Raw genomic sequence first — 25,999 nt, forward strand, 5'->3', positions numbered from 1 at the left:
GAAAGAACTTTGTGGGCTTTTTCGCAAGACTGAAGGAAGACCTCGACGCCGCCCGGTCACACGACCCGGCGGCTCGAGGTTCTTTTGAGAATTTTTTCGCCTATTCGGGGCTGCACGCCATCTGGATCCACCGGCTGACGCACCAGATGTGGCAGACCCCGGGGCTGCGGTTCCCGGCGCGGCTGGTGTCGCAGCTGGGCCGCTTCCTGACCGGAATCGAGATCCATCCCGGCGCCACGATCGGCCGGCGCTTCTTCATCGACCACGGCATGGGTGTGGTCATCGGCGAGACCGCCGAAATCGGCGAAGACGTGATGATCTACCACGGCGTCACGCTCGGCGGCCGCTCCCTGGCCAAGGTCAAGCGCCACCCCACCATTGAGGACCGGGTCACCATCGGTGCCGGAGCCAAGATCCTGGGACCTATCACCATCGGCCGGGACAGCGCCGTGGGCGCCAACGCCGTGGTGGTCAAGGACGCGCCACCGGAATCGATTGTTACCGGAGTGCCCGCCAAGTGGCGCCACCGCGATGCCCAGCGGGAAACCAAGCCCGCAGTGGATCCGGCCGAGTACGACATCGAATACCGGATCTGACCCTGCTTCTAGCCGGCAACACGCTTCAGGACTGCCATAACCACCGCATCATAGATTCGGTCCGGCAGGAGGCGCCGAAGGCCCAGAATGGCTGCCGCTCCCCTGCCCACCGGATACCGGGTCCGGGGACGCGCAGCCGTGGCCGCGTGCAGCACGGCCGCCGCAATCACCGTCGGTTGCGTTGACGTTTCGGGCCTGTCCGTGGTCGCCAGGAGGTCCGCCATCTGCCGGGCCTGGGCAGCGTACGGCCCCTCGCCGCTGCTGGTCAGCAGCCCGTCGGCGGAAATCCGGCCCCATTCGCTCAGCGTACCTGCCGGTTCAATGATGGCTACCTCGATGCCGTGCGGCTTGAGTTCCAGCCGCAGCGAATCGCTCATACCCTCAACGGCGAACTTCGTGGCGTGGTACCACGCGCCGAGCGGCTCGTAGTACTTTCCGCCGATGGACGAGACGTTGATGATCCTGCCCCGCCCTGCACTCCGCATGGCTGGCAGAACCAGCTGGGTCATCCTGGCAAGGCCAAAGACGTTCACCTCGAATTGGCGCCGGCCTTCGGCCAGGTCCACCTGTTCCAGCGCCCCGTAGGACCCATAGCCGGCGTTGTTGACCAGGACGTCTATCCGCCCGCGCTCTTCCAGGACACGGCCGACGGCGGCACGCATCGAGTCGTCGTCCGTCACGTCCAGTGCCAGGACCTGGATGCCAAGCGCTTTCAGCGGCTCCATCCTGTCCACCCGGCGGGCGCCGGCATAGACGATGAAGCCGTGGCTGCTGAGCGTCTTCGCCGCCTCGAAGCCGATACCCGTGGAAGCTCCCGTAACAAATGCGACTGGCTTGGGCATTCTGACTCCTTGGATGGACGGACACCGCGGCTGCTGCCGGAAACACCAACGGCCGGCAGCTCCCAGAATATCCGGGAAGTGCCGGCCGCAGGGTTTGCAGCTTGATGCAATCAGAGCATGGCGATTAGTGCGTGTCCACTGCTTCGATTTCGGACTTGTCCTCGCCCCACAGGGTGTGGAACGTGCCCTCGGCGTCGACGCGGCCGTAGGTGTGCGCGCCGAAGAGGTCGCGCTGGCCCTGGATCAGGGCTGCGGCCACACGCTTGCGGCGCAGGCCGTCGTAGTAGGCCAGGGAGGAGGAGAACACGGGAACCGGGATGCCCAGCTGGACAGCCGTGGCAACCACGCGGCGCCACGCCGGGAGGGCGTCGGCAATCGCCTTGGTGAAGGCCGGGGCGAACAGCAGGTTGGCCGGCTTTTCCTCGGCGGCGTAGGCCTTGGTGATGTCCTTGAGTAGCTCCGCACGGATGATGCAGCCTGCGCGCCAGAGAGAGGCGATCTCGTCCAGCTTGAGGTCCCAGCCGTATTCCTTGGCGGAGGACGTCAGCATGTCCATGCCCTGGGCGTAGGAGACCAGCTTGGAGGCGTAGAGTGCCTGGCGGACATCTTCGACGAAAGTCTCCGGGATCTCCACGGATGCCTCCGCGCCGGCCAGCAGTTCCTGGCCCAGCTTGCGCTGCTCGGCCTGCGAAGACAGTCCACGCGCGAAGACGGACTCGGCGATGCCGGAGACCGGGGAACCGAGCTCGAGGGCGGAGATGACCGTCCAGCGGCCGGTGCCCTTCTGGCCTGCGGCATCCACCACAACGTCAACGAACGGCTTGCCGGTCTTCGCGTCAACGTGGCCGAGGACCTCTGCCGAGATTTCGATGAGGAAGGAGGACAGCTCGCCTTTGTTCCACTCGGTGAAGATCTTGGACTGCTCGGCCGGCTCGATGCCTGCACCGGAGCGGAGGAGGTCGAAGGCTTCGCCGATGACCTGCATGTCGGCGTATTCGATGCCGTTGTGGACCATCTTGACGAAGTGGCCTGCACCGTCGGTGCCTACCCATGCGCAGCAGGGCTCGCCGTCGACCTTGGCTGAGATCTTTTCCAACAGCGGTCCGAGGGCGTCATAGGACTCCTTGGAGCCGCCGGGCATGATGGACGGGCCGTTCAGTGCGCCTTCTTCGCCGCCGGAAACGCCGACGCCCACGAAGTGCAGGTCCTTCTTCGCCAACGCGGCTTCGCGGCGGCGGGTGTCCTCGTAGTGGGAGTTGCCGGCGTCGATGATGATGTCGCCGGCTTCCAGCAGGGGTTCAAGCTGCTCGATGACCGAGTCAACGGGCTTGCCGGCCTTGACCATGATCAGGACACGGCGGGGCTTCTCCAGGGAGTCAACAAGTTCCTGCAGCGTTTCGGTGCGGACGAAGTCGCCGTCCGTGCCGTGCTTTTCGAGCAGTGCGTCAGTCTTTTCGACGGACCTGTTGTGCAGGGCAACGGTGAAGCCGTTGCGGGCCAGGTTGCGGGCCAGGTTGGCGCCCATCACCGCAAGGCCGGTGACACCGATGTGTGCAGACATCAAAACTCCAATTTCGTTGTGCAATGGATGTGCAGGTGGCTCCGCGTTCGCAGCGAAGCACGCTGTCACGAACCGAGGGATCCGAATAAAGCATATATATTCAAACGGCCCGAGGGAAGCGGTGCCCACTTTGTGGAACGGGGCCAGTCAATCCCAGTTTAGGCTTGAGTCCATGTCGACCAGCCTGCACCACCGTGCCATTGAGAACCTTGGCACCCGGATCATCACGGGCGAGCTGCCCACCGGACACATCATGCTGGCCGAGCATCTTGAGGAAGAACTGCAGGTTTCGCGCTCCGTGGTCCGCGAGGCCGTGCGGGTCCTCCAGTCCCTGGGCCTCGTGGAAACCACCAAGCGGGTGGGGATCCGGGTACTGCCGCCGAGCCGCTGGAACCCCTTCGATCCGCAGGTCATCCGTTGGCGGCTTTCCAGCGACGCCCGGGGCGCCCAGCTGCGCTCACTGATCGAACTGCGTTCCGCCGTCGAGCCCGCCGCGGCCGAACTGGCAGCGAACAATGCACCGGCACAGCTGCGGCGGGAACTGGTGGACATCGCCCATGCCCTCCGCGACGCCGGCCACACCGGCGACGCGCAGAAGTTCCTGGAGCTGGACATCGCTTTTCACTCGGTCCTGCTTTCCGGATCGGGCAACGAAATGTTTGCCAACCTGATGGGGCAGGTGGCGGAGACCCTGACGGGGCGCACGGTCCACGGACTAATGCCGGACCACCCCCATGAGGGGGCGCTCCAGTGGCATGTGGACCTCGCCGAAGCGGTCGCCGCGGGGGACGCCGCCACGGCCCGGGCCGCGTCCGAACAGATCATGCGCCGCACCACCTCCAGGCTGTCCGGAACGTGGACGGACCAGCCCCGGGTGTTCATTCCGGTCCGCCGGGCTTGAGCGCGAACGGACACTTGAGGCCCTCTTGAGTTGGGGCCTCAAGTGTCCGTTCGCGCTCAAACACTCAGCTTGCCGGTTGGAAGTTGAGGAGGACTTTTCCTGATTCGGCGGAGTTCCTGGCCACTTCGAAGGCGGTCAGTCCCTGGCTGAGGGGGTATTCGTGGGTGATCACGGGGCCGATCTGCAGGGTGCCGTCGGCGAGGGCGGTGATCACGTCATCGATTTCGTTGTTGAAGCGGAAGGACCCGCGCAGGTCCAGTTCCCGGGTGATGGCCAGGGAAATCAGGACCGGCTGCGGCCCGGTGGGCAGCAGCCCCACCATGACCACGGTCCCGCCCCGGGCCGCGCCCTGGATCGCCGAGGCCAGGCCGTGGTGGCTGCCCGAGGACTCAATCACCACATCAGCCTGCACCGCGGCGATCGCCTCCGCGTCGCCGGCCTGCAGGACCGCGTCCGCGCCGACGGCCGCGGCGATCTCCAACGGCTTGGCATGCATGTCGACGGCGGTGATCCGGGCCGCGCCGGCACGTTTGAGGACCGCGACGGCCAGGGCACCGATCGGCCCGGACCCGATCACCAGGGCGGACTTGCCCGCCACGTCCCCGGCCCTCGCCACGGCGTGCCAGGCCACCGCGGCGGGCTCGATCAGCGCCGCGGTCCGCAGGTCCAGGCCCGCCGGAAGCACCCGCAGCATCCGGCTCGGCAGGTTCACGTACCGGCTGAACGCGCCGTCGGTGTGCGGGAACCGTGCCGCGGAGCCCAGGTACGTGCAGCCCGGGGACAGGTTGGGCCGGTCCGCCGGCCACCGCACCTCCCCCGCACCCGGGCCCGGGGTGGCCGGGTGGACCGCGACCGGGGTCCCGGCGGCCGGGCCGGCCCCGTCCGCCGCAGCCGCCACCACCGTCCCGGAAACCTCATGCCCCAGCACCATCGGCGCCTTCAGGATCGACTCGCCCGCAGCCCCGTGCAGCCAGTAATGCAAATCCGACCCACAGATCCCCCCATACGAAACCTCGACCACGGCCTCATCCGGGGCCGGTGCCGCCAACGGGACGTCCTCGATCCGCAGATCCCCGGCCGCATACGCCACCACCGCAGCACCCGACACGGACAGTGTTGTGTTCGCGCCCATCAGACCACCACCGTCATTCCGCCGTCGATAAAGATCGTCTGCCCGTTCACAAAATCCGACCCGTCCGAGGCCAGCCACACCGCCGGACCGGCCAGGTCCTGGACCGTGCCCCACCGGTGCGCCGGCGTCCGGCCCAGGATCCAGGCGTTAAACTGCTCATCGTCCACCAGGTTCTGCGTCATCTCGGTGTGGATGTAGCCCGGGGCGATCCCGTTGATCTGCAGCCCGGACCCCGCCCACTCCGCCGTCATCGCCCGGGTCAGGTTCCGCAGCCCGCCCTTCGCCGCCACATACGGGGCAATCGTGGGCCGGGCCAGGTCCGTCTGCACCGAACAAATATTGATGATCTTGCCCCGCCCCCGCGGAATCATGTGCCGTGCGGCCGCACGGCCCACCAGGAACGCGCTCGTCAGATCCGTCCTGATCACCCGCTCCCAATCCGCGACATCCAGCTCCAGCATCGGCACCCGGTGCTGGATCCCGGCGTTATTCACCAGAATCTGCAACGGCCCCACATGCTCCTCCACCCACGCCACACCCCGCGCGGCCTCGGCATCACTCGTGACATCAAACGCGACACCATGGATCCGCCCCGGCGCGAAATCCGCAGCCATCGCCGCCTCCGCCGCCTTCAACCGCTCCGCGTTCACACCGTTCAACACCACCGTCGCCCCGGCCCCAGCCAACGCCCGCGCCAACGCATTGCCAATCCCCCGGCTCGAGCCCGTCACCAAGGCAACCCGCCCGGTCAAATCAAAAAGTCCACTCATCGTGCAGCTGTTCCTTTCGTTGCGGCATCCGCAGGTTCCGCGATATTGGTGTTGTCGCTCAGATTCGAAATGGCCTGGCGGACCACGGCAAGGTCCTGATCGCCAAGGCCCTGGCGTTTGAGTTCTGCGTAAAGTTCGACGCCGGCAGTCGCCATGGGCACGGCAGCGCCTGCCGCCTGGGCTGATTCGAGCACAAAGGACAGGTCCTTATGCATGAATTTCGCCGGGCCTGTTGGTGCGTAGTCCTTCCGGACCAGGCGCGGTCCCACGTTCTCCAGGACACGGCTGCCGGCAAGGCCGCCGGCCAGGACGTCGAAGAGCGCCGCTGGATCCATCCCGGAGCGGTCGGCGAGCTCGGCCGCTTCGGCGAGCGCCGCCGTCGTGGTTCCTACAATGAGCTGGTTGCAGGCCTTGGCGAGCGACCCAGCGCCGAGTGGGCCCATATGCCTGACGGTGGTCCCCATCGCGTTGAAGAAGGGCTCGAGCCGCCGGAAATCATCCGCGGTACCGCCAGCCATGATGGCCAGGGTCCCGTCGGTCGCGCCCTTGGTCCCGCCACTGACCGGTGCGTCCACCACGGCGGCGCGGCCGTGGCTTGCCTCGTGGACCCGTCGCCCGAAGTCCTGGACCTTCGCCGGTGAGACTGAGCTCATGACCACCACGGCAGTGCCGGCCTGCGGCGGATTTTCCTCCCAGCTCGCCAGCAGCCCCGCCGTGGCCTCCTCGATGAAGGACAGGTCGGGGAGCATAAACGCGATGACCAGCAGGTCCCGCAGGGATGCAACGTCCCGCTCGGAGCGGCCACCCTGCGCCACGAACTCCTTCAGGGGTCCTTCGGATCGGTTCCAGGCAGTAACCGTCCAGCCGGCACGGACCAGATTCGCTGCCATGGGCAGCCCCATCAGCCCCAGGCCTACAAAGCCCGCTGTTCTGTCTTCCATCTATAGGCCTCGACTCACATCGTTGGGTGGTTAATGAAGAGAAATCTGTCCAATATCCTAGCCGCTATTCAGTATGATGAACACTATGACGACTCTAACCACCGTCGCGATCGCCGTCCCGCTCGAAGCCGAGCTGGTGGACCGCATCCGCGCCGTAGACCCCTCCGTAACTGTCCTCTATGAGCCGGACCTGCTTCCGCCCGAGCGTTTTCCGGCCGACCACTCCGGGGACCCGGACTTCAAACGCACTCCCGCGCAGGAGGAGCAGTACTGGGCCATGCTCAACCAGGCGCAGGTGCTGTACGGCCTGCCCAATGAAAGCCCCGCCGGACTGGCCCGCATCGCGCGCGAGAATCCACGGCTCCAGTGGGTCCACGCCATGGCCGCCGGCGCCGGCGGTGCCGTCAAGGCCTCCGGGCTGGACCAGGAAACACTCCTCAAATTCAAGGTAACCACCTCCGCCGGCGTCCACGCCCTGCCGCTGGCAGAATTCGCTGCCCTGGGAATCCTCAACGGCTTCAAGCGCAGCGCCGAACTGGCCCAGGACCAGGCGGCCAAGGTGTGGCCTGAGCTTCGGACCCCCACCCGCCTGGTCAGCGGTTCCACGCTGGTGGTGACCGGTCTGGGCGAAATCGGCCTGGAGACGGCCCGGATCGCCCGCGCCCTGGGCATGACGGTCAGCGGCACCAAGCGGAATGTTGAACCGATCGAAGGAATCGAGCAGGTCGCCGGCAACGACGGCCTGGCCGGGCTGCTCGCCTCGGCGGACGCCGTCGTCAATACGCTGCCCGGCACCCCGTACACGGAGAAGCTCTTCAACCGCGAGGTGTTCGCCGCGATGAAGCCGGGAACGGTGTTTGTGAACGTGGGCCGCGGCACCGTTGTGGACGAGGACGCCCTGCTGGAGGCCCTGGACAACGGCCAGGTCTCCTACGCCTGCCTCGATGTCTTTGCCGTGGAACCGCTCCCTGCGGACAGCCCGTTGTGGAACCACCCCAAGGTCATGGTGTCGCCGCATACCTCGGCGCTCAGTGCTGCGGAGAACCGCCTGATCGCGGAGCGTTTCTGCAGCAACCTGCGCACGTTCCTCAACGGCGGCGACCTCCCCCACCTGGTGGACCCGGTCCACTTCTACTAAGGGCACCGCCCACCGGCCCCGCAACACAGAGCCCCTGCTGAGGAATCCTGGAAACAGGAATCCTCAGCAGGGGCTCTTTTGTGTCGGCGGTTGTGTCCGCGTCGTGTCGGCGGGAAGCACCGTGGGGCGCCGGGGAAGGTGCATCTGGCTGTTTGGGCATTAACGCCGGAAGGTGGCCTCCCCGTTTCGGGGAGGCCACCTTCATAGAGTGGGTACGGTGCGTCTAGCGTGCGTCCTCCACCAGGAGCAGGTCGCGGCCATTGGTTTCCGGCGTGGCGAAGGTGGTGCCGAAGGAGATCAGCGCCAGGACCAGGGAGTAGATGGCGGGAACCAGCCAGGAATGGCCGGTCGCGGCCAGGAGCGCCACACCGATCATGGGTGCGAATCCGCCGGCCAGGACGGCGGAGAGTTCACGGCTCAGCGCCACGCCGGTGAAACGGTGCTGGGAGCCGAAGAGTTCCGGCAGCAGGGCGCACTGCGGACCAAGCATGGACTGCACGCCGAGCGAAATGCCCACCACCATGACCACCCAGACGAGGGTGACATTGCCGAGCGTGACCAGGTAGAAGGCCGGCAGGGCGATGGCAGCCTGGAAGAGAGCGCCGTAACGGTATACCGGAACGCGGCCGAAGCGGTCGGACAGGGCACCGAAGGTAACCACCATGACGGCTGCGAATCCGGCGGCAATGAGGAGGCCCGTGGGGCCGATGAACTTGTCGCCGGCGAAGATCCCGGCGGGCATGCTGATGAAGGACACCAGAAGGGCTGAGTAGATGGAGGAGTTTCCGTTTTCTCCCATGCGCAGGCCGATGCCGATGAGCACGTTCTTCTTCGAGTGCTTCCAGATCTGCACTACGGGGTTCTTGACCACGGCCTTGTGCTTTTCCAGTTCCTGGAAGACCGGCGTTTCCTTGAGCCGGAGCCGGATGAAGACCGCTACGACAATCAGGATGACGCTCGCCAGGAACGGAACGCGCCACAGCCAGCCCTGCAGCACTTCCTTGTCAGCCAGTGCCATCAGGGCGAAGGTGCCTGCGCCGAGCAGCGTGCCCAGCTGGATGCCGACGAACGGCAGTGCGGCGAAAAATCCACGACGGCGGCGCGGGGCCACTTCCGAGATCAGGGTGGTGGCGCCTGCCTGCTCGGCACCGGCACCCAGGCCCTGGAGGATTCGAAGGGCCACCAGGAGCACTGCGCCTACCATTCCCGCCTGTTCAAAGGTGGGCAGGAGCCCGATGGCGAAGCTGGCCATGCCCATCAGGCCGATGGTCAGGATCAGGACCATCTTCCGGCCGAACCGGTCACCGATGTAGCCGAAGACGATGCCGCCGAACGGCCGGGCTGCGAAGCCCACGCCGTAGGTGGCGAACGACGCGATCATGGCGCCGCTTTCCCCCAGCGGTGAGAAGAAGAGCGGTCCAAAGATCAAGGCCGAGGCGAGGCCGTAGATGTAGAAGTCGTAGTACTCCAGTGCGGAGCCTACTGAACTGGCAAGAGTTGCCCTTCGCAGCTGCTCCGGATCGACGGCGGCGCCGTCCATGTCAGTCTGCGGTGATTTAGTACGAGTTGTCACAAGAACTCCCTCAAAAACACTCCAGGCCCCCGTTGGCCTGGTGGGATAGCGAGGACACCCCGTGGCGTCGATCACTATATTGAACAGAGTACAGCAAGTTGAACACGTAGCAAGCGGTTGACGGATATTTTGGTCACAACCAGGGTTTTGAACGTTATATAGGGCCGTCCGGGCGCCATACTCAGCCCATGGGGTTGCCCAGGGACCGCGCCAACTCGTTCAATTCCTTGACCATCTGGGCACCCTGCTCCGCGGAGTATGTGGCCTTAAGAGCCGTGACTGACAAACCAAGGCTCGGGCCGTGGGCGCCGCGCGTGGGCACCGCCACCGCCAGGCAGACCACTCCCGTGGTGGACTCCTCATCCTCGAACGCATAGCCCTGTTTACGGATGGTGGTCAGGTGGGCCTTCAATTCCGCCCCCGTGCGGAGGGACTTCGGCGTCAGCACCGGAAGTTCGGCGTCATCGGAAAACATTGCGTCGACGTCGTGGTCATGAAGGCGGGCAATCAGGGCCTTGCCCACGGCACACAGGGACACCGGCATTTTGTCGCCGATGTTGGACGTCAGGCGGACCGCCGGATGACCCTCGTAGCGGGCCAAATAGATCACGTTGGTTCCGTCCAGCATGGCTATGCGTACTGTCTCCCCGGAAAGGGTCGGCGCCTGCTCGCAGAACCGGTAGAACTCCTGCACTTCGTCGAGCCGGCTGAGATAGGCGGCACCAAGTTCCACGAGCTTGCGTCCTAGCGTGAATTCGGCGCCCTGGCGGCTGATCAGCCTGGCTTCTTCCAATGCCAGCAACAGGTTGGAGGTGGACGACTTGGGGATCCCCAGTTCGCGGGCCAGGTCGCTTAGTGTCAGCCGCCCCGTCGCAGAGGCTGCCAGGGCGTCCATGACGGCGGCGGCACGCGTGACCGCCGGCGCCGGCGATGTGCTCCCCAATCCCTCGGAGGAGCGGGAGGTGCGGGAATCGGCCATGATTCTCCTTCGATCGGCACGCCGGGGCGCTTCGCGTAGATGCGTTCATTCTGCTGAACAGTAACCATCATAATGGCTTGGCGGCGATTCAGAGCCCGACTCACGGCGCCGTCCGCCGCGCCACGCACCCCCATTCGCGTGGCATTTGTTTGTTTCGGGAAGTTCACGGTATATTCATTTCAGACCCTCCACCGCGGCATCCCCCAATAGTCGCGGTGGAGGGTTTTCCAATGCCTGAATGTTGTCGTGGCCTTTGCCGCCGTGTTCAGGCGGCGTCCACCACGGATTCCCTCAGCCGCCAGCCACCACCAAGGCCGTCGCGCTCCAGCAGCATAGTGGTCAGCGCGGACTGCGGATTGCGGCCCAGCCGCACCTGGACCTGCAGCACCTCAACATCCACGCGGCCCAGCCCTTTGGGCATACGGCGCTGCGCCTCCCACCAGCGCACGCGCTCAAACCATCTCACTGCGTCGGCACCGACGGTCCATTCCCGGCCGTTGCTGACCACCGCCGTCGGGCTGCCGTCCTTGGCCGTCTTCACCACCACATATTCCATAGCGGGAACACTAGGGTCAGCCACCGACAATATGGCGCCACCAAGTCAGGGCCTTCGACCCGCTGCGGCACTGGATGGACACCGACTGGCCGCCCGGATTCCGCGGATCGGACGCGAGCTAAGGACTGCAGGAAAGTTTTTCTGCACCGATGTAATTTTTGCCCTTCGTGCGGAAACTTAAGAGTCAAGGGGTGGGAACCGTCCGCATGCAAGGGGGGCACCATGTTGGCCACAAGGGAGCATCAGTTCATTGCGATGCATACCGAGCACTTTGGCCGGGTATACAGGTACATCGCGTACCGGATCAGTGACTCCCAGCGGGCCGAAGAACTGGCTTCGGATGTTTTTCGGATCGCCTGGGAAAGGCAAATCCCGGAAGTTCCAGGGATCGGCTGGCTCATTGCCACCGCACGGAACCTGGTGGGCAACGAGTACCGCGGACGCCAACGCGAGCACTCACTTACCGAGCGCCTGGCTGACCAGGCCAGAGCGGCAGCACAGACGCATCGCAGTCCGGAGGCCGCCGCCGTCGTGGACGTCCTTTCGCAACTGAACGACAAGGACCGTGAGGTTCTCATGCTGAGCTACTGGGATGAACTGACGACGGCGGAACTCGCCGCAAGTCTCGGTTGTTCCGTTTCCGCCGCGAGAGTGCGGCTGCACCGAGCCAGAAAAGCCTTTGCCCGCGCCTTCCCGTCACATCTGATGTCCGAAAGGCAGGGTTAGCCATGGATCGCATTGAACAGCTTATGAGGAACGCAAAGCCGGACGTAGCCGAACCCCAGCGGCCTGCACTGACGGACCCGCAGGCCATGTTCGGCCGGGCCGGGACGGCACCTATGCTGTCCGAAGAGGTCAGGACGTTCTCAGATGACTACACGGACCAGCCTGTGGACCGGCCCATGGACCTGAGCCGGGGCAGCAAGCGTCAGCTGGGGCTGCGGGTGGCAGTTGCCGGACTCGCAGCGGCTGCGGCAGCGGCCGCGGTTGTTGTGGCCGGCAACCTGGGGTCCCTGGTTCCGGCGCCTGCGCCGCCGGCCGTGAGCAGCACCGCAACGGACCAGCCAACAGTTGCAACACCTTCGCCAACGCCTCCGCCCGGTTTCCCCACGACGGGGTCAGCGGAATGCTCTTCAAGTAACATCTCCACCATCAATTCAGGCGCACCTGGTGAGCCGCCGGCTCCACAATCCGAGGTGATTGGATGTGCCGGTGGCTGGATGGGGTACAGCCGGCTGGAGCCAGGCTGGGACGGGGAATACTACTTCGCCAAGCTGCAGGACGGTCGCTTTGTCACCGATTTATCGGCCAAGTGGTCAAGGGTGATGTCTTGGAACTGCCGAGGAGTATCTTTCGATGTTGGAATGTGCGGGGTAGTCGTGACGAACCAGGAGATGGATGAGCGATTCGCCGCGGCGGGGATCCCCGTTGAACTCCGGCCGCAGCTGGTCGGGGACCAGCCGACAACGCAGCCGAGGCCTACTGCGTCAGTGGCCGACGGCTGGAAGGTCCCACAATAAAACCCCGCCGTTCCCAGCCACTCGGGCCAGGAACAACGGGGTTTGGTGGTGGGTCCTACCGGGATCGAACCGATGACATCCACGGTGTAAACGTGGCGCTCTACCAGCTGAGCTAAAGACCCAAACTACCGGTTTTTCGCGCCTCAGCGCGTCAACCAACGAACATAAACTCTACCTGACGGGCGGGACGAAAAGCCAATCGGCACGCCCGACGACGCGCGGGTCAGAGATCGGGGAGTTCGGCGGCGAGCCAGGCCAGTGCCTCGCTGACGCCCACGTGGAGCTTGATGGTGGCGTGCTGGTCGCCCCTGGTGTCGCCCCGGTTGATGATCACCACACACTTGCCGTCCTTCGCCGCGTGACGGACAAACCGCAGTCCGCTCATCACGGTCAGCGACGATCCCGCAACAAGCAACGCCTCTGCACTGTCCACCATCAGGTAAGCGGCTTCGGCACGCTCCTTGGGCACGTTCTCGCCGAAGTAGACAAAGTCAGGCTTGAGTATTCCGCCACAGGCGGGGCAGGCGGCGACCACAAAACTGCTGATCAGAGCCGCGTCATCAACTGTGGCGTCGGCGTCGGGGGCCATTTCCACCAGGCCGGAGCTGCTGGCGCGCGCCAGGAAGCCCGGATTCAGTTCATCGAGCACCCCCGCCAGCAGGTGACGGGTGTAGGTACGTTGGCAATCCAGGCACACCACCCGGTCATAGCGGCCGTGGAGGTCAATGACGTTCCGGCTGCCGGCGTCTTCATGCAGCCGGTCCACGTTCTGCGTGATCAACCCCGTGAGCAGGCCCCGCCGCTCCAGTTCTGCCGCCGCACGGTGCCCGGGGTTTGGATCTGCGTGCCGCAAGCGGGACCAGCCAATGTGGTTCCGCGCCCAGTAGCGCTGGCGGTTGGCGGCCTCGCGCACAAACTCCTGATAGGTCATGGGCGAACGTGGCACAGCGTCCGGCCCACGGTAGTCCGGTATGCCCGAATCGGTGCTCAGCCCTGCGCCGGTCAGTAATGCCAGCCGCTTGCCGGACAACAGGTCCCGGACGCCTTCAAGCCCCTGAAGGTCCGCACCGGACAGCGCAGCAGGGTCAGCGGCCGGCAGGCTGGCGAAGCCTGTCAGGCCGATGCCGTGCCGCTGCGGGTCCATGCGGCGTCAGGCCTGTTCCAGACCTGCCAGAGCATCCTGGTACTCGGCGAGCTCGCGGGCCTGCCCACGCGGATTCACCACGACGTAGCGGATTGTTCCGGCTGCATCGATGATGAACGTCCCGCGCCCAGCCATGCCGCTCTCGGGGTCGAAGACACCGTACGCGGTAGCGACAGCGCCGTGCGGCCAGAAGTCGGCCAGAAGATCAAAGCCGTAGCCTTCCTTCTCGGCATAGGCCCGCAGACTGAACTTGCTGTCCACGGACACTGTCAGGACGGTGGCCCTGGCATCCTCGAACGCGGCCAAGTTGTCCCGGATTTCACAGAGCTCGCCGGTGCAGACACCCGAAAATGCAAACGGATAAAACACCAGCACAACGTTCTGCCCGCGGAATGAGGACAACCGGACAGGTTCTCCGAACTGGTTCACCAGCTCAAAATCCGGGGCAAGCTCCCCCACCGCCGGAACAGTCTGCCCGGCTAGGGAAAGAACTGCCGTCACTTGTTCTTCCTGCTGACCAGGCGGGTGGCGCTCCAGTCCTTTGACACACCTGCGGAGGTGGTGAGGTGCAGGCCCGCAGTGGGCGCCGCTTCCTGGATTTCCGCCGGCGAGACGTACCCGGCGCGCCCGGACTTTGGCGTCAACACCCAGACAACCCCGGTTTCACTCAGGGTGGTCAGGGAATCCATGAGGCTATCGACCAGATCCCCGTCGCCCTCGCGCCACCAAAAAATGACGGCGTCAACAACGTCGTGATCGTCCTCGTCCAGGAGTTCGGACCCTGTCAGGTCCTCAATATCATCACGTAAGTCGAAATCGACGTCGTCGTCGTAACCGAACTCCTGAATCAGATCCCCGTTTTTGAAACCCAATTTTTCCGCCACATTTACCGAAGTGGCGGCGTCGGCCTCGCTCACGTGTTCCTCCAATGCCTAATACATGCAATACGCATAGTGATTTCCATTACTCCCAGCCAACACCCTTTGTGCCTGCGCTTCAAGCTGCCACCACCGCGATCCGCCATATTCTGCGTCACATCCGGCGCCGTCAGCCTGGGTTGCAGCGGCTTTCGTCACACAACCAGTATGACGGCGAAATACAACAGGGACGCCATGGACGCGGCTACGCATCGCGCTGGAGTCACAGCTAGAGTGACTGGTGACAACTATGCCTGCGGGGCGACCGCCTGGAACTCAATGGCAGACATAGGCGTGATAGGAACCTGCCCGGCGCACATGACCGGGCTGTTGTAACCGATACGTCGCACACGTCGCACTCATGCCGGACAGTCACCCTGCCTGGCATGTGGGCGCCGATGCATGCGCGCAAAGAGAGGTTGGACGTGGCTGCAGGAGAAGATACCTCCCATATCCTCAGCGGGTTGACAAACCAGCTGCCTGATCGTGATCCGGAAGAGACCGCCGAATGGGTTGAGTCCCTGGATGCGCTGATCAGGGAACAGGGCACGGAACGTGCCCAATACATCATGCGGAGCCTGCTGCAGCGTGCCGGCGCGCAGAGCGTCGGCGTGCCGATGGTGACCACCACGGACTACGTGAACACCATCCCGGTAGACCAGGAAGCTCCATTCCCCGGCAACGAGGAATTCGAACGCCGGTACCGGGCGTACATGCGCTGGAACGCTGCCATCATGGTGCACCGGTCCCAGCGGCCGAACATCGGCGTGGGCGGGCATATCTCCACCTATGCCGGTGCCGCCACCCTGTACGAGGTGGGCTTCAACCACTTCTTCCGCGGCAAGGACCACCCCGGCGGCGGTGACCAGGTCTTCTTCCAGGGCCACGCCTCCCCCGGCATGTACGCCCGTGCGTTCATGGAAGGCCGGCTCGCCGAGGAGGACCTGGACGGATTCCGGCAGGAAAAGTCCAAGGAAGGCCACGCGCTCTCCTCCTACCCGCACCCGCGCCTCATGCCGGACTTCTGGGAATTCCCCACGGTCTCGATGGGCATCGGCCCGATGAACGCGATCTACCAGGCCCAGTCCAACCGGTACCTGCACAACCGCGGCCTGAAGGACACCAGCGACCAGCAGGTCTGGGCGTTCCTGGGCGACGGCGAAATGGACGAGCCCGAGTCCCGCGGCCTGCTCCAGCTCGCCGCCAACGAGAACCTCGACAACCTGAACTTTGTCATCAACTGCAACCTCCAGCGCCTGGACGGACCCGTCCGCGGCAACGGCAAGATCATGCAGGAACTCGAAGCGTTCTTCCGCGGTGCCGGCTGGAACGTCATCAAGGTCGTCTGGGGCCGGGAGTGGGATGACCTGCTCACCCAGGACACCGACGGCTCGCTCGTGAAAATCATGAACGAGACCCCGGACGGGGACTACCAGACCTACAAGGCAGAATCCGGCGGCTTCGTCCGCGAGCACTTCTTCGGAAAAACCCCGCAGACCAAAGACATGGTCGCGGACCTCTCCGACGACCAGATCTGGAACCTCAAGCGCGGCGGCCACGACTACCGCAAGGTCTACGCCGCCTACAAGGCAGCGACCGAATTCAAGGGCAAGCCCACCGTGATCCTGGCCAAAACGGTCAAGGGCTACGGACTCGGACCCCATTTCGAGGGCCGCAACGCGACCCACCAGATGAAAAAGCTCACCCTCGATGACCTGAAGAAGTTCCGCGACCACCTGCGGATTCCGGTCACCGACGAGCAGCTGGAGAAGGACCCCTACCAGCCCCCGTACTTCCACCCGGGCACCGATGCGCCGGAGATCCAGTACATGATGGAACGCCGCGCCCAGCTCGGCGGTTCTGTTCCTGAGCGCCGCTCCAAGCACCAGGAGATCGCCCTCCCCGAGGCAAAAACGTATGACGTTGCCAAGCGCGGGTCCGGCAAGCAGCAGGCCGCCACCACCATGGCGTTCGTCCGGCTCCTCAAAGACCTCATGCGGGACAAGAATTTCGGCAAGCACATCGCCCCGATCATCCCCGATGAGGCACGCACGTTCGGCATGGACGCGTTCTTCCCCACGGCGAAGATCTACAACCCCAAGGGCCAGAACTACCTGTCCGTGGACCGGGACCTGGTCCTGGCCTACAAGGAATCGGCCCAGGGCCAGCTGATCCACCCCGGCATCAACGAAGCCGGGGCCGTGGCCGCGTTCACGGCCGCCGGCACCGCCTACGCCACGCACGGCGTACCGCTGATCCCGATCTACGTGTTCTACTCCATGTTCGGGTTCCAGCGCACCGGGGATGCCTTCTGGGCCGCCGGGGACCAGATGACCCGTGGGTTCATCATCGGCGCCACCGCAGGACGGACCACCCTGACCGGCGAAGGCCTCCAGCACGCCGACGGCCACTCCCCGCTGCTGGCCTCCACGAACCCGGCAGTGGTCACCTACGACCCCGCCTACGGGTACGAAATGGGCCACATCATCCGGGACGGCATCGAGCGCATGTACGGGCCCGATTCGGCTGACCGGAACCTCATGTATTACCTGACGGTGTACAACGAGCCCATCACGCAGCCGGCCGAACCCGAGGGGCTCGATGTGGAAGGTGTCCTCAAGGGCATCTACCTCCTGGCTCCGGCGAAGATGGACGGTCCCCGGACCCAGATCCTGGCCTCCGGCGTCTCGGTTCCCTGGGCCATCGAAGCCCAGCGGCTGCTCGCCGAGGACTGGGGCGTCTCCGCCGACGTCTGGTCCGTGACGTCCTGGAACGAACTGCGCCGCGACGGCATGGCCGCCGAGGAAGAGGCATTCCTGAACCCGGGCAAGCCCGCCCGTGTTCCGTTTGTGACCCAGCAGCTCGCCGGCGCCACAGGCCCCGTGGTGGCGGTCTCGGACTACATGAAGGCCGTCCCGGACCAGATCCGCCAGTTTGTGCCGAACGAGTTCGCCACGCTGGGTGCGGATGGCTTCGGCTTCTCCGACACCCGCGCGGCAGCACGCCGCTTCTTCAAGAACGACATCCACTCGATCGTGGTCCGTTCCCTGGAACTGCTGGCGCGCCGCGGCGAAGTTGATGCCCAGGCCCCGGCCCAGGCCATTGAGAAGTACAAGCTGCACAACGTCAACGCCGGTTCCACCGGCAACGCGGGCGGCGAGTCCTGATCAACTCCTGCTGACCTGCTGTCAGCGGAAATGAACGACGACGGCGACCCTCACCGAAAGGCGAGGGTCGCCGTCGTCGTTCCCTGCGTTTCTGCACAGGAGACCGCCTGTGATGCAGGTCCAACAGCGTTGTAGCCTTTGCACAAATGGAGCTTGCCGGGCAGGCACCGTATGCTCGAAGGATGCCAGAGCCAACCACCCCGCCCGTGAAGCGCAAGCCGTCCTCGCGCAGCATGACACCGGAGAAATCCGAAACCCTGAAAAAGCTCCGGGCAAGCGTGGGCCAGCTCTCCACCACCACCCTTCGCCAGCTGGAGAAGTCGCTGCCGTGGTATTCCCGGCTCAGCTCCGATGAGCGCTCAGCGCTGGGCATGGTGGCGCAAAACGGCATCGCAGCGTTTGTCACCTGGTATGAGCGGCCCAGCTCGCCCTCGTGGATCCTCACCGACGTTTTTGGCACGGCACCCACGGAACTGACCCGGTCCATCAGTCTTCAGAAGGCGCTCCAGCTCATCCGCATCGTGGTTGAAGTGGTGGAAGACCAGGTGCCTGTCATTGCCCCCGAAGCCGACCAGCCCTCGCTCCGCGAAGCCGTCCTCCGGTACTCGCGGGAAGTGGCCTTCGCCGCGGCAGACGTGTACGCGCGGGCGGCCGAGTCCCGCGGTTCCTGGGACACGCGGCTGGAAGCGTTGATCGTGGACGCCATCCTCCGTGGCGAAAACACGGACGCGCTGCGGTCCCGGATCGCCGCGCTGGGCTGGAAGGCGCAGGAGAGGTTCACTGTGATGGTGGGCAATTCGCCGTCTGAACCCAGTGCCAGCTACGTCAGCGAGCTGCGCCGCCTGGCTGGCCGCTACGCCGAGGATGCATTGGTGGGCATTCAGGGCGACCGGCTCATCCTGATCCTTGGCGGTGTCCAGGACCGAGAGACGGCATATCTGAAGCTCAGCGAAATGTTCGCCCCCGGCCCGGTGGTCTACGGCCCGGAAGCCGGCTCCCTGCTGGAGGCCAGCAGCTCAGCCCAGTCAGCCTTTGCCGGCCTGACCGCGGCAAGGGCCTGGCCCGCCGCTCCCCGGCCTGTGGCCGCCGATGACTTATTGCCCGAACGCGTCATCTCCGGCGACGAGGCGGCGCGCCGTTCCCTGGTGAAGAACATCTACCGTCCGCTTGTCGCTGCCTCCAACGGGCTGGTCGAGACCCTGGGCACCTACCTGGAGTTGGGTCATTCCCTCGAGGCGACTGCCCGCGAATTGTTTGTCCATGCCAACACGGTCAGGTACCGGCTCAAGCGCGTCTGCGACGTCACGGGCTGGGATCCATTGCTCCCCCGGGAGGCGTTTGTGCTGCAGGCGGCGTTGGTAGTCGGGCGGCTTTCGGCGCCGCCAAAAGCCCCGACAGAGCGTAATCCGGCGCGGAATCAGCCGTGAGTCGTTGTAGACTTCCTACAATCTGACCCCTTCAGCTTGGTGCAGAGAAACACCGCTGGATGACCCCGTAATTTGGAAAGCTGGATACGTGCTTGCAATAGTCTGCCCTGGACAGGGCTCACAGACCCCGGGTTTTCTGGCCCCTTGGCTGGAACTGCCTTCGGTAGCAGGCCATCTGGCCTCCCTTAGTGAGATCGCAGGCATCGACCTGACAGCCCACGGGACCACCTCTGACGAGGAAACCATCAAGGACACCGCCGTTGCGCAGCCCCTGATTGTTGCCGCCGGGCTGGTCGCCGCCAAGTCGCTGTTCGACGTCGAGCTCGGCACGCTTCCCGTGATCCTCGCCGGCCACTCCGTCGGTGAAATCACCGCCTCGGCCCTCGCCGGGGTGCTCACCGAGCAGGAAGCCATGACGTTTGTCCGTGAACGCGCCAACAGCATGGCCGCCGCCGCTGCCGTGACCCCCACCGGCATGAGTGCCGTGGTGGGCGGGGATCCTGCAGAGGTCCTGGCCGCCATCGAGGCGACCGGCGCGACACCTGCCAATGTCAACGGCGCGGGCCAGACCGTGGCAGCCGGAACCTTCGAACAGCTCAAGGCCCTGGCGGACAACCCGCCGGCCAAGGCGCGCGTCATCCCGCTGAAGGTGGCCGGGGCGTTCCACACCTCCCACATGTCCCCCGCCGTGAACGCCCTCGAGTCGCTCAAGCCGGGCCTCAAGCCGCAGAAGCCGCAGGTGCCGCTGCTGTCCAACTTTGACGGCCGGGAAGTGACCGACGGCGGCGCCGCCGTCGAGAGCCTCATCGCGCAGGTCTCACGGCCAGTCCGCTGGGACCTCTGCATGGAAACCCTTGTGCAGCGCGGCGTCACCGGTGTCATTGAGCTGGCCCCGGCCGGCACCCTGGCCGGACTCGCCAAGCGCGGCATGCCCGGCGTCAAGACCGTTGCAGTCAAAACCCCGGACGACCTCACGGCCGCACTGGCACTCTTCGCAGAACTGGAGGGAAATGCATGAGCGTTCCCACGCTGAAACAGGTTCCCGTCAACGAATACAGCCGCATCATCGGCCTTGGCGCATTCCGGCCTGACGTCATCGTCACCAACGATGACGTCTGCCAGTGGATTGATTCCTCGGACGAATGGATCCGCCAGCGGACCGGCATCGTCACCCGTCACCGGGCTGCGGCCAACGTCAGCGTCATCGACATGGCCGAGGGCGCCGCCCGGGAGGCCCTGCAGCAGGCAGGCATCGAAGCCTCCCAGCTGGGTGCCGTCATAGTTTCCACCGTCACCCACCCGTACGCCACGCCGTCGGCCGCCGCCGCCCTGGCTGACCGCATCGGTGCGACGCCGGCTCCGGCCTTCGATATCTCGGCTGCGTGCGCCGGGTACTGCTACGGCATCGCCCAGGGTGATGCCTTGGTCCGCTCCGGCACGGCCACCTACGTGCTGGTGGTTGGTGCGGAGAAGCTTTCCGACGTCATCGACAACCGGGAACGCACCATCTCCTTCCTGCTCGGCGACGGCGCGGGCGCTGTTGTCATCGGCCCCTCGGACACCCCCGGCATCGGACCCTCCGTGTGGGGTTCGGACGGCAGCAAGTGGGACGCCATCGGCATGACGCGTTCCATGCTGGACGTCCGTGACCTCAGCATGGCTGCCCGCCAGTCCGACGAGTCCGGCGACTTTGCCCTGCTCGAAGAAGCGCAGGAGCTCTACCCCACACTCCGCCAGGACGGGCAGACCGTCTTCCGCTGGGCGGTCTGGGAAATGGCCAAAATGGCGGAGCAGGCCCTGGAGGCCGCGGGCGTCAAGGCTGAAGACCTCGTCGCCTTCATCCCCCACCAGGCCAACATGCGGATCATCGACGAGATGGTCAAGAAACTCAAGCTTCCCGAATCCGTCACCGTGGCCCGTGACATCGCCGATGCCGGTAACACCTCGGCGGCCTCCATCCCCCTGGCCACCCACCGCCTGCTCAAGGAAAACCCTGAGCTCAGCGGCGGCCTCGCACTCCAGATCGGCTTCGGCGCCGGGCTGGTCTTCGGTGCCCAGGTAATCGTCCTTCCTTAGGAACGCCCCATACAGGCCGCATCCGCGGACTGCACCGTTTCCGGCGCCCCCTGCCGGCAATAACAAGAAAAGGAGCCATCAATGGCTAGCAACGAAGAGATCCTGGCCGGCTTGGCTGAAATCGTCAACGAAGAAACCGGCCTCGCCCCCGAGTCCGTGGAACTGGACAAGTCCTTCACCGAGGACCTGGACATCGACTCCATCTCCATGATGACCATCGTGGTCAACGCCGAAGAGAAGTTCGGCGTGCGTATCCCGGACGAAGAGGTCAAGAACCTCAAGACCGTGGGCGACGCCGTCAGCTTCATCGCCGGCGCACAGGCCTAGCCAAGGCTTCAGCCCCTTATGGCTGACTGGACTGCCGGCTCGTGCTCAGGCCGGACCGGCAGTCCACCACATTTTTCGGCAGCCAGCTGCCCCACACGCGGGACCCCGCCGGATAACCGGATACGGCCTGCCCACCGACAGAGAGTGATCCAATGACACGCAAAGTAGTCATTACCGGTCTGGGTGCCACCACGCCCATCGGCGGCGACGTACCCACCATGTGGAACAACGCGCTGAAGGGGGTCTCCGGTGCCCGCACGCTGGAAGACGAATGGGTCGCCAAGTACGAACTTCCGGTCCACTTCGCTGCCCGCTGCTCCACTCCGGCCCTGTCGGTCCTGAGCCGCGTTGAGGCCAAGCGGATGGACCCGTCCACCCAGTTCGGCGTCATCGCCTCCCGTGAAGCCTGGGCCGATTCGGGCATCACCGAGATTGACCCCGACCGGCTTGCGGTCGCCTTCGCCACCGGCATCGGCGGCGTCTGGACCCTGCTGGACGCGTGGGACACGCTGAAGGAAAAAGGTCCGCGCCGCGTGCTGCCCATGACGGTGCCCATGCTGATGCCCAACGGCGTCGCAGCAGCTGTCAGCCTTGACCTTGGCGCCAGGGCCGGCGCCCACACCCCGGTTTCGGCCTGCGCGTCGGGCACCGAGGCCCTTCACCTGGGCCTGGAGCTGATCCGCTCCGGCAAGGCCGACGTGGTGATGTGCGGCGGCGCCGAAGCGGCGATCCACCCCATGCCCCTGGCCGCGTTCTCGTCCATGCAGGCGCTTTCCCGCCGCAACGATGACCCCCAGGGCGCCTCACGCCCGTACGATCTGGGCCGCGACGGCTTTGTGATGGGCGAAGGCGCCGGTGCGCTGGTGCTCGAGGCTGAGGAGCATGCCATTGCCCGCGGCGCCCGCATCTACGCCGAACTGGCCGGCACCTCGGTGACGGCCGATGCCTACCACATCACCGCCCCGGACCCGCAGGGCCTGGGAGCCACCCGCGCGCTGAAGGCAGCCATGTTCGACGGCCGGATCCAGGCCGAGGACGTTGTCCACGTCAACGCGCACGCCACGTCCACTCCCGTAGGTGACAAGCCCGAGTACACGGCCCTCCGCGCATCGCTGGGGAACCACATCGACAACGTTGCGGTGTCCGCCACCAAGTCACAGATGGGCCACCTCCTGGGCGCGTCCGGTGCCGTGGAGGCAGTGCTCACTGTGCTGGCCGTCTACCACCGCAAGGCCCCGGTCACGATCAACCTCGAGAACCAGGACCCGGAGATCCCGCTCGACGTCGTTACATCGGCGAGGGATCTGCCGGCGGGCGACATCGTGGCGCTGAGCAACTCGTTCGGCTTCGGCGGCCACAATGCCGTGATCGCTGTCCGCAGCATCTAGCAGCAAAGTCCCCCGCGAGATGACAGATGGCGGCAATGTTCGAGAGAACATTGCCGCCATCTGTCATTTGGGCGTTGCTATGGAGTTGCTGCCTAGCCCACCTGGTGCAGCCAACGGACCGGCGCGCCTTCGGCTGCGTGGCGGAACGGCTCGAGTTCCTCGTCCCAGGCCTCACCCAAGGCCAGCGAAAGCTCGTGGTACACGGCGGAAGGATCGCCGGCGCCCGATTCGTAGGCGTAACGGATGCGGTCCTCTGAGACCATGATGTTGCCGTGGACATCCGTGGTGGCGTGGAAGATTCCCAATTCGGGGGTATGCGACCAGCGGCCGCCGTCAACGCCCTGGCTCGGCTCTTCGGTGACCTCGTAGCGAAGATGGGCCCAGCCGCGAAGTGAGGAAGCCAGCAGGGATCCGGTGCCCGGAGTTCCCGTCCAGGAGAGCTCGGCGCGGAACATTCCGGGCGCGGCAGGCTGAGGGGTCCATTCAAGATCCGTCCGCTTATCCACGACGGATCCAATGGCCCACTCAACGTGCGGGCACAGTGCTGTAGGGGCTGAGTGAACAAACAGCACACCGCGGGTCATTGCAACAGACATTCCATCCTCCATAGCTGTAGGTACGTCTTCCCCAACGACCTCTGCCCGGATGAAACTGCCCGTTGCGCTGTTCCAGCGGCGGTGTTCCCTGACTGATTATTAAGCTGTGTCCGGACTTGGGGTAACGCGCGAAGCGATAGAGCTTCAAGCGAAACTTGAAAGTTGCCGGACGTGACTCTTATTGTGCCGTACGCTGCGTAATTACGCCAGTGCGATTCGCCACGGGTGACATGGTCCGGGAATTACCCGGCGTTGGCGGGAATCCCGGGCACTCAGGCCCGGGGATGGGCCTGCTGGTAGCTGCTCCGGAGCCGCTCAACCGACACATGGGTGTAGATCTGCGTGGTGGCGAGGCTGCTGTGGCCCAGGATTTCCTGGACCGCACGAAGGTCCGCGCCGCCATCGAGCAGGTGCGTTGCCGCAGAATGCCTCAGCGCGTGCGGGCCGGTGGCTGAGGTGTCGCCCAACGCTTCGAAGAGGGCGTTCACCACGGTCCTGACCTGACGCTGGTCAACACGGTTTCCTCTGGCGCCCAGGAAAAGCGCCGGACCGCTGTGCCCTGTCGACAGGAGCGGCCTGGCCCGGCGGAGCCAGTCGTCGACGGCCACAGCGGCCGGGACGCCGTAGGGAACCGTCCGTTCCTTGTTGCCTTTGCCGACCACCCGCAGCGTGCGGCGGTCCGGGTTCAGATCGTCCACATCCAAGGCGGCCAGCTCCCCCACCCGCAGCCCGGTGGCGTACAGGAGCTCCACCATGGCCCGGTTGCGCACCGGAACCGGTGACCCGTCAGCCGCGGCTTCCTCCAGGCTGTTCAGCAGCCTGAGGAGTTGTTGGGACTGCAGCACCCCGGGCAATGACTTTTCCGCTTTGGGAGCCCGGAGACGGAGTGCAGGATCGGTCTCGATGAGTTCTTCCCGCATGGCCCACGTGGTGAAGGAACGCGCCGTAGCCGATCTCCGCGCAAGGGTGGCCCGGGATATCCCGGCCTGGCTCTGCGCCCCGAGCCAGCGGCGGAGAGTGCCCAGCTCCAGGCCCGGCAGATCCGTGACGCCCTCGGAGGCGGCGTATTCCAGGAGGCTCCGAAGATCGGACAGGTATGCCCGGAGTGTATGCCCGGACCGGGCCCGCTCGGCTGTCAGGTATCTGCCGAAGCCGGCAAGGGCCTGCTCAAACGCCCGGGACAGTTCCTGATTCTCCACTGTTCCACTGTCCCAGAACTCCGCGGGGAATCCCGTGCCGGACACAGGCATCTACGCTGATTCCTTGGCCCGTTTCCAGCCGCCCCTTTCTGACGCCGCGAGCCCCAGCAGGCCTAGCCTGCCCAGCCCGGCCCGCACGGAGTCCGCACTGAGGCCTGCAACTGCGCAGAGCTTGTCCACGGACGTGGTGGACCGCAGCGGGAGTGCGTCCAGAAGGATCAGGTCCTCCAAGGTCAGTCCGTCATGGTCGGCCGCATGCGCTGTCCCGGGCTCCGCAAGCCCCACGCCGCTTGGGGAGGCCAGCTCGGCGATCTCCGCGGCGTCAGTCACGCAGACAGCGCCACCATCGCGGAGCAGCCGGTGGCAGCCGGCGGAGTTGGCGCTGTGCACGGAACCCGGCACAGCTCCGACCGCCCGGCCAAGCGTCTCCGCATGGTGGGCCGTATTCAGCGCACCGGACCGCCAGCGGGCCTCCACCACCACGGTCACTGCAGCCAAGGCCGCGATCAGCCTATTCCGCTGGAGAAAGCGGTAGCGGGTGGGTGCCGACCCCGGCGGCACCTCGGCGAGCACTGCTCCCTGGTTGCAGACCGCCCGCAGGAGATCCTCGTTGCCGGAGGGGTAGAACCGGTCCACACCACCTGCCATCACCGCGATAGTAGGCACCGCCGCTGTTCCCCCGGCCAGCGCTGCCCTGTGCGCGTGCGCGTCGATGCCGTACGCGCCCCCGGAAACCACTGTGAAGCCCCGCTGAGCCAGGGAGTAGGCCAGGTCCCCTGTCACCGAGGCGCCGTAGCTGGTGCTGTCGCGGGACCCCACCAGCGCCACGCTCCGGGCCGGACCGGGAAGCTCCTGTTCCAGGCCCCGCCACCACAGACAGATGGGCTCCTGCATCCCAAGGTCGCCGAGCTGGGCGGGCCAAAGATCGTCCGACGGGATAATCAGCCGGCCGCCAAGGCGTGCCATGGTGGCCAGGTCGCGCTCGGGCGCCAGATCCGGAATGCGGGGAGCCCAGCGCTTGAGGGAGGCAGCCAGCCCTGCCCAGCTCGTTCCGGCGCCGTTGTCCGCCAGCAGGCCGGTAATCTCCCGCTCCAGTGCCGGGCCGGCGGCCGCGTATCCGGTGGCAATTTTCAAGGCCTCGAGTGCGCCGGTGGCCTGTACGAGGGCCAGTCCGGCCGCGTCCTGCGGTTCCATGAGCCGCGACAGGGCGGCCCGGGCAATCCGTTCGTTGTCCATGTGGCTTCTTCCT

The 25,999-nt window shown here is 65.4% G+C and carries 25 protein-coding genes and 1 tRNA gene; 11 read left to right on the forward strand and 15 right to left on the reverse strand.

The genetic code is table 11. The annotated features are described in order from the left end of the window. Positions 1 to 11 precede the first annotated feature (11 nt). Positions 12 to 596: a serine O-acetyltransferase EpsC gene (gene epsC, locus AC3IT0_RS13165; RefSeq protein WP_489320227.1), complete on the forward strand. Its 585-nt coding sequence runs from the start codon at positions 12 to 14 to the stop codon at positions 594 to 596. 8 nt (positions 597 to 604) lie between these two features. On the opposite strand, the gene AC3IT0_RS13170 is transcribed toward epsC, so the two are convergent. Both AC3IT0_RS13170 and gndA read right to left on the reverse strand, forming a co-directional pair. Further along, positions 605 to 1,438: an oxidoreductase gene (locus tag AC3IT0_RS13170; protein ID WP_489320228.1), complete on the reverse strand. Its 834-nt coding sequence runs from the start codon at positions 1,436 to 1,438 to the stop codon at positions 605 to 607. A 124-nt stretch (positions 1,439 to 1,562) separates the two neighbouring features. Beyond that, positions 1,563 to 2,999: an NADP-dependent phosphogluconate dehydrogenase gene (gene gndA, locus AC3IT0_RS13175; protein WP_489320229.1), complete on the reverse strand. Its 1,437-nt coding sequence runs from the start codon at positions 2,997 to 2,999 to the stop codon at positions 1,563 to 1,565. 172 nt (positions 3,000 to 3,171) lie between these two features. Between gndA and AC3IT0_RS13180 the strand changes: the two genes are divergently transcribed. After that, the gene (locus AC3IT0_RS13180; protein ID WP_489320230.1) at positions 3,172 to 3,900 is read left to right on the forward strand and encodes a FadR/GntR family transcriptional regulator; all 729 of its coding nucleotides are present in this window, start codon (positions 3,172 to 3,174) and stop codon (positions 3,898 to 3,900) included. A 64-nt stretch (positions 3,901 to 3,964) separates the two neighbouring features. Here AC3IT0_RS13180 and AC3IT0_RS13185 read toward each other — a convergent pair whose 3' ends face one another. Genes AC3IT0_RS13185 through AC3IT0_RS13195 form a run of 3 tightly spaced genes read right to left on the reverse strand, consistent with a single transcriptional unit; the run spans position 3,965 to position 6,743 of the window. Next, positions 3,965 to 5,032: an L-idonate 5-dehydrogenase gene (locus tag AC3IT0_RS13185; protein ID WP_489320231.1), complete on the reverse strand. Its 1,068-nt coding sequence runs from the start codon at positions 5,030 to 5,032 to the stop codon at positions 3,965 to 3,967. Next, the gene (locus tag AC3IT0_RS13190) at positions 5,032 to 5,802 is read right to left on the reverse strand and encodes an SDR family oxidoreductase (RefSeq protein ID WP_489320232.1); all 771 of its coding nucleotides are present in this window, start codon (positions 5,800 to 5,802) and stop codon (positions 5,032 to 5,034) included. The genes AC3IT0_RS13185 and AC3IT0_RS13190 overlap by 1 nt, the downstream gene beginning before the upstream one ends. Then, the gene (locus AC3IT0_RS13195; protein ID WP_489320233.1) at positions 5,799 to 6,743 is read right to left on the reverse strand and encodes an NAD(P)-dependent oxidoreductase; all 945 of its coding nucleotides are present in this window, start codon (positions 6,741 to 6,743) and stop codon (positions 5,799 to 5,801) included. Before AC3IT0_RS13195 ends, AC3IT0_RS13190 begins: the two co-directional genes overlap by 4 nt. A gap of 73 nt (positions 6,744 to 6,816) precedes the next feature. Between AC3IT0_RS13195 and AC3IT0_RS13200 the strand changes: the two genes are divergently transcribed. Next, positions 6,817 to 7,881, forward strand: a complete 1,065-nt coding sequence (locus AC3IT0_RS13200) for a D-2-hydroxyacid dehydrogenase (protein WP_489320234.1) — start codon at positions 6,817 to 6,819, stop codon at positions 7,879 to 7,881. A gap of 223 nt (positions 7,882 to 8,104) precedes the next feature. On the opposite strand, the gene AC3IT0_RS13205 is transcribed toward AC3IT0_RS13200, so the two are convergent. The 3 genes from AC3IT0_RS13205 to AC3IT0_RS13215 form a co-directional block, all read right to left on the reverse strand. Beyond that, a complete protein-coding gene (locus AC3IT0_RS13205) occupies positions 8,105 to 9,421 on the reverse strand; it encodes an MFS transporter (protein ID WP_489323793.1) in 1,317 nt (438 codons plus the stop codon). Between the two features lie 214 nt (positions 9,422 to 9,635). Further along, a complete protein-coding gene (locus AC3IT0_RS13210) occupies positions 9,636 to 10,433 on the reverse strand; it encodes an IclR family transcriptional regulator (RefSeq protein ID WP_489320235.1) in 798 nt (265 codons plus the stop codon). 265 nt (positions 10,434 to 10,698) lie between these two features. Then, a complete protein-coding gene (locus AC3IT0_RS13215; RefSeq protein WP_489320236.1) occupies positions 10,699 to 10,989 on the reverse strand; it encodes a hypothetical protein in 291 nt (96 codons plus the stop codon). Between the two features lie 222 nt (positions 10,990 to 11,211). On the opposite strand from AC3IT0_RS13215, the gene AC3IT0_RS13220 reads away from it, so the two are divergent. Both AC3IT0_RS13220 and AC3IT0_RS13225 read left to right on the forward strand, forming a co-directional pair. Further along, positions 11,212 to 11,715 carry an RNA polymerase sigma factor gene (locus tag AC3IT0_RS13220; protein WP_489320237.1) on the forward strand — a complete coding sequence of 168 codons (504 nt, stop codon included), beginning with the start codon at positions 11,212 to 11,214 and terminating at the stop codon, positions 11,713 to 11,715. Positions 11,716 to 11,738: 23 nt separating this feature from the next. Beyond that, the gene (locus tag AC3IT0_RS13225) at positions 11,739 to 12,509 is read left to right on the forward strand and encodes a hypothetical protein (protein ID WP_489320238.1); all 771 of its coding nucleotides are present in this window, start codon (positions 11,739 to 11,741) and stop codon (positions 12,507 to 12,509) included. A 46-nt stretch (positions 12,510 to 12,555) separates the two neighbouring features. On the opposite strand, the gene AC3IT0_RS13230 is transcribed toward AC3IT0_RS13225, so the two are convergent. The 4 genes from AC3IT0_RS13230 to AC3IT0_RS13245 all read right to left on the reverse strand — a co-directional run bounded on the left by AC3IT0_RS13230 (position 12,556) and on the right by AC3IT0_RS13245 (position 14,570). After that, positions 12,556 to 12,631: transfer RNA gene (locus AC3IT0_RS13230), tRNA-Val, on the reverse strand. A gap of 101 nt (positions 12,632 to 12,732) precedes the next feature. After that, on the reverse strand, positions 12,733 to 13,653 hold the full coding sequence (locus tag AC3IT0_RS13235) for an NAD-dependent protein deacetylase (protein ID WP_489320239.1): 921 nt from the start codon (positions 13,651 to 13,653) through the stop codon (positions 12,733 to 12,735). Positions 13,654 to 13,659: 6 nt separating this feature from the next. Next, positions 13,660 to 14,154: a peroxiredoxin gene (locus tag AC3IT0_RS13240; protein ID WP_489320240.1), complete on the reverse strand. Its 495-nt coding sequence runs from the start codon at positions 14,152 to 14,154 to the stop codon at positions 13,660 to 13,662. Beyond that, positions 14,151 to 14,570: a DUF3052 domain-containing protein gene (locus AC3IT0_RS13245; protein WP_489320241.1), complete on the reverse strand. Its 420-nt coding sequence runs from the start codon at positions 14,568 to 14,570 to the stop codon at positions 14,151 to 14,153. Before AC3IT0_RS13245 ends, AC3IT0_RS13240 begins: the two co-directional genes overlap by 4 nt. A gap of 398 nt (positions 14,571 to 14,968) precedes the next feature. Here AC3IT0_RS13245 and aceE point away from each other — a divergent pair, with 398 nt between their 5' ends. The 6 genes from aceE (at position 14,969) to AC3IT0_RS13275 (ending at position 22,955) form a co-directional block, all read left to right on the forward strand. Continuing rightward, the gene (aceE, locus tag AC3IT0_RS13250; protein WP_489320242.1) at positions 14,969 to 17,737 is read left to right on the forward strand and encodes a pyruvate dehydrogenase (acetyl-transferring), homodimeric type; all 2,769 of its coding nucleotides are present in this window, start codon (positions 14,969 to 14,971) and stop codon (positions 17,735 to 17,737) included. A gap of 182 nt (positions 17,738 to 17,919) precedes the next feature. Beyond that, positions 17,920 to 19,164, forward strand: a complete 1,245-nt coding sequence (locus AC3IT0_RS13255) for a PucR family transcriptional regulator (RefSeq protein ID WP_489320243.1) — start codon at positions 17,920 to 17,922, stop codon at positions 19,162 to 19,164. A gap of 88 nt (positions 19,165 to 19,252) precedes the next feature. Continuing rightward, a complete protein-coding gene (locus AC3IT0_RS13260) occupies positions 19,253 to 20,182 on the forward strand; it encodes an ACP S-malonyltransferase (RefSeq protein WP_489320244.1) in 930 nt (309 codons plus the stop codon). After that, complete coding sequence (locus tag AC3IT0_RS13265) at positions 20,179 to 21,240, forward strand: beta-ketoacyl-ACP synthase III (protein WP_489320245.1); 1,062 nt, start codon at positions 20,179 to 20,181, stop codon at positions 21,238 to 21,240. The genes AC3IT0_RS13260 and AC3IT0_RS13265 overlap by 4 nt, the downstream gene beginning before the upstream one ends. A gap of 81 nt (positions 21,241 to 21,321) precedes the next feature. Then, entirely contained in the window at positions 21,322 to 21,567 is a 246-nt protein-coding gene (locus AC3IT0_RS13270; protein WP_489320246.1) for an acyl carrier protein, read from the forward strand. Between the two features lie 152 nt (positions 21,568 to 21,719). Next, on the forward strand, positions 21,720 to 22,955 hold the full coding sequence (locus AC3IT0_RS13275; protein ID WP_058932122.1) for a beta-ketoacyl-[acyl-carrier-protein] synthase family protein: 1,236 nt from the start codon (positions 21,720 to 21,722) through the stop codon (positions 22,953 to 22,955). 92 nt (positions 22,956 to 23,047) lie between these two features. On the opposite strand, the gene AC3IT0_RS13280 is transcribed toward AC3IT0_RS13275, so the two are convergent. The 3 genes from AC3IT0_RS13280 to dprA form a co-directional block, all read right to left on the reverse strand. Then, positions 23,048 to 23,551 (reverse strand): DUF3145 domain-containing protein, encoded by a 504-nt coding sequence (locus AC3IT0_RS13280; protein WP_056349065.1) that lies wholly within the window; start codon positions 23,549 to 23,551, stop codon positions 23,048 to 23,050. 272 nt (positions 23,552 to 23,823) lie between these two features. Continuing rightward, the gene (locus tag AC3IT0_RS13285) at positions 23,824 to 24,801 is read right to left on the reverse strand and encodes a tyrosine recombinase XerC (RefSeq protein ID WP_489320247.1); all 978 of its coding nucleotides are present in this window, start codon (positions 24,799 to 24,801) and stop codon (positions 23,824 to 23,826) included. Next, entirely contained in the window at positions 24,802 to 25,986 is a 1,185-nt protein-coding gene (dprA, locus tag AC3IT0_RS13290) for a DNA-processing protein DprA (RefSeq protein WP_489320248.1), read from the reverse strand. It abuts the gene before it with no gap. Positions 25,987 to 25,999 lie beyond the last annotated feature (13 nt).

The sequence above is a fragment of the Pseudarthrobacter sp. KH_020_B genome, from assembly GCF_057840185.1.

Excerpts from the sequence above, each read along its gene's own strand:
- AC3IT0_RS13170 (WP_489320228.1), bottom strand. The coding sequence starts at position 1,438 with ATGCCCAAGCCAGTCGCATTTGTTACGGGAGCTTCCACGGGTATCGGC.
- gndA (WP_489320229.1), bottom strand. The coding sequence starts at position 2,999 with ATGTCTGCACACATCGGTGTCACCGGCCTTGCGGTGATGGGCGCCAAC.
- AC3IT0_RS13180 (WP_489320230.1), top strand. The coding sequence starts at position 3,172 with ATGTCGACCAGCCTGCACCACCGTGCCATTGAGAACCTTGGCACCCGG.
- AC3IT0_RS13185 (WP_489320231.1), bottom strand. The coding sequence starts at position 5,032 with ATGGGCGCGAACACAACACTGTCCGTGTCGGGTGCTGCGGTGGTGGCG.
- AC3IT0_RS13190 (WP_489320232.1), bottom strand. The coding sequence starts at position 5,802 with ATGAGTGGACTTTTTGATTTGACCGGGCGGGTTGCCTTGGTGACGGGC.
- AC3IT0_RS13195 (WP_489320233.1), bottom strand. The coding sequence starts at position 6,743 with ATGGAAGACAGAACAGCGGGCTTTGTAGGCCTGGGGCTGATGGGGCTG.
- AC3IT0_RS13200 (WP_489320234.1), top strand. The coding sequence starts at position 6,817 with ATGATGAACACTATGACGACTCTAACCACCGTCGCGATCGCCGTCCCG.
- AC3IT0_RS13205 (WP_489323793.1), bottom strand. The coding sequence starts at position 9,421 with ATGGACGGCGCCGCCGTCGATCCGGAGCAGCTGCGAAGGGCAACTCTT.
- AC3IT0_RS13210 (WP_489320235.1), bottom strand. The coding sequence starts at position 10,433 with ATGGCCGATTCCCGCACCTCCCGCTCCTCCGAGGGATTGGGGAGCACA.
- AC3IT0_RS13215 (WP_489320236.1), bottom strand. The coding sequence starts at position 10,989 with ATGGAATATGTGGTGGTGAAGACGGCCAAGGACGGCAGCCCGACGGCG.
- AC3IT0_RS13220 (WP_489320237.1), top strand. The coding sequence starts at position 11,212 with ATGTTGGCCACAAGGGAGCATCAGTTCATTGCGATGCATACCGAGCAC.
- AC3IT0_RS13225 (WP_489320238.1), top strand. The coding sequence starts at position 11,739 with ATGAGGAACGCAAAGCCGGACGTAGCCGAACCCCAGCGGCCTGCACTG.
- AC3IT0_RS13235 (WP_489320239.1), bottom strand. The coding sequence starts at position 13,653 with ATGGACCCGCAGCGGCACGGCATCGGCCTGACAGGCTTCGCCAGCCTG.
- aceE (WP_489320242.1), top strand. The coding sequence starts at position 14,969 with ATGCATGCGCGCAAAGAGAGGTTGGACGTGGCTGCAGGAGAAGATACC.
- AC3IT0_RS13255 (WP_489320243.1), top strand. The coding sequence starts at position 17,920 with ATGCCAGAGCCAACCACCCCGCCCGTGAAGCGCAAGCCGTCCTCGCGC.
- AC3IT0_RS13265 (WP_489320245.1), top strand. The coding sequence starts at position 20,179 with ATGAGCGTTCCCACGCTGAAACAGGTTCCCGTCAACGAATACAGCCGC.
- AC3IT0_RS13270 (WP_489320246.1), top strand. The coding sequence starts at position 21,322 with ATGGCTAGCAACGAAGAGATCCTGGCCGGCTTGGCTGAAATCGTCAAC.
- AC3IT0_RS13275 (WP_058932122.1), top strand. The coding sequence starts at position 21,720 with ATGACACGCAAAGTAGTCATTACCGGTCTGGGTGCCACCACGCCCATC.
- AC3IT0_RS13280 (WP_056349065.1), bottom strand. The coding sequence starts at position 23,551 with ATGTCTGTTGCAATGACCCGCGGTGTGCTGTTTGTTCACTCAGCCCCT.
- AC3IT0_RS13285 (WP_489320247.1), bottom strand. The coding sequence starts at position 24,801 with ATGCCTGTGTCCGGCACGGGATTCCCCGCGGAGTTCTGGGACAGTGGA.
- dprA (WP_489320248.1), bottom strand. The coding sequence starts at position 25,986 with ATGGACAACGAACGGATTGCCCGGGCCGCCCTGTCGCGGCTCATGGAA.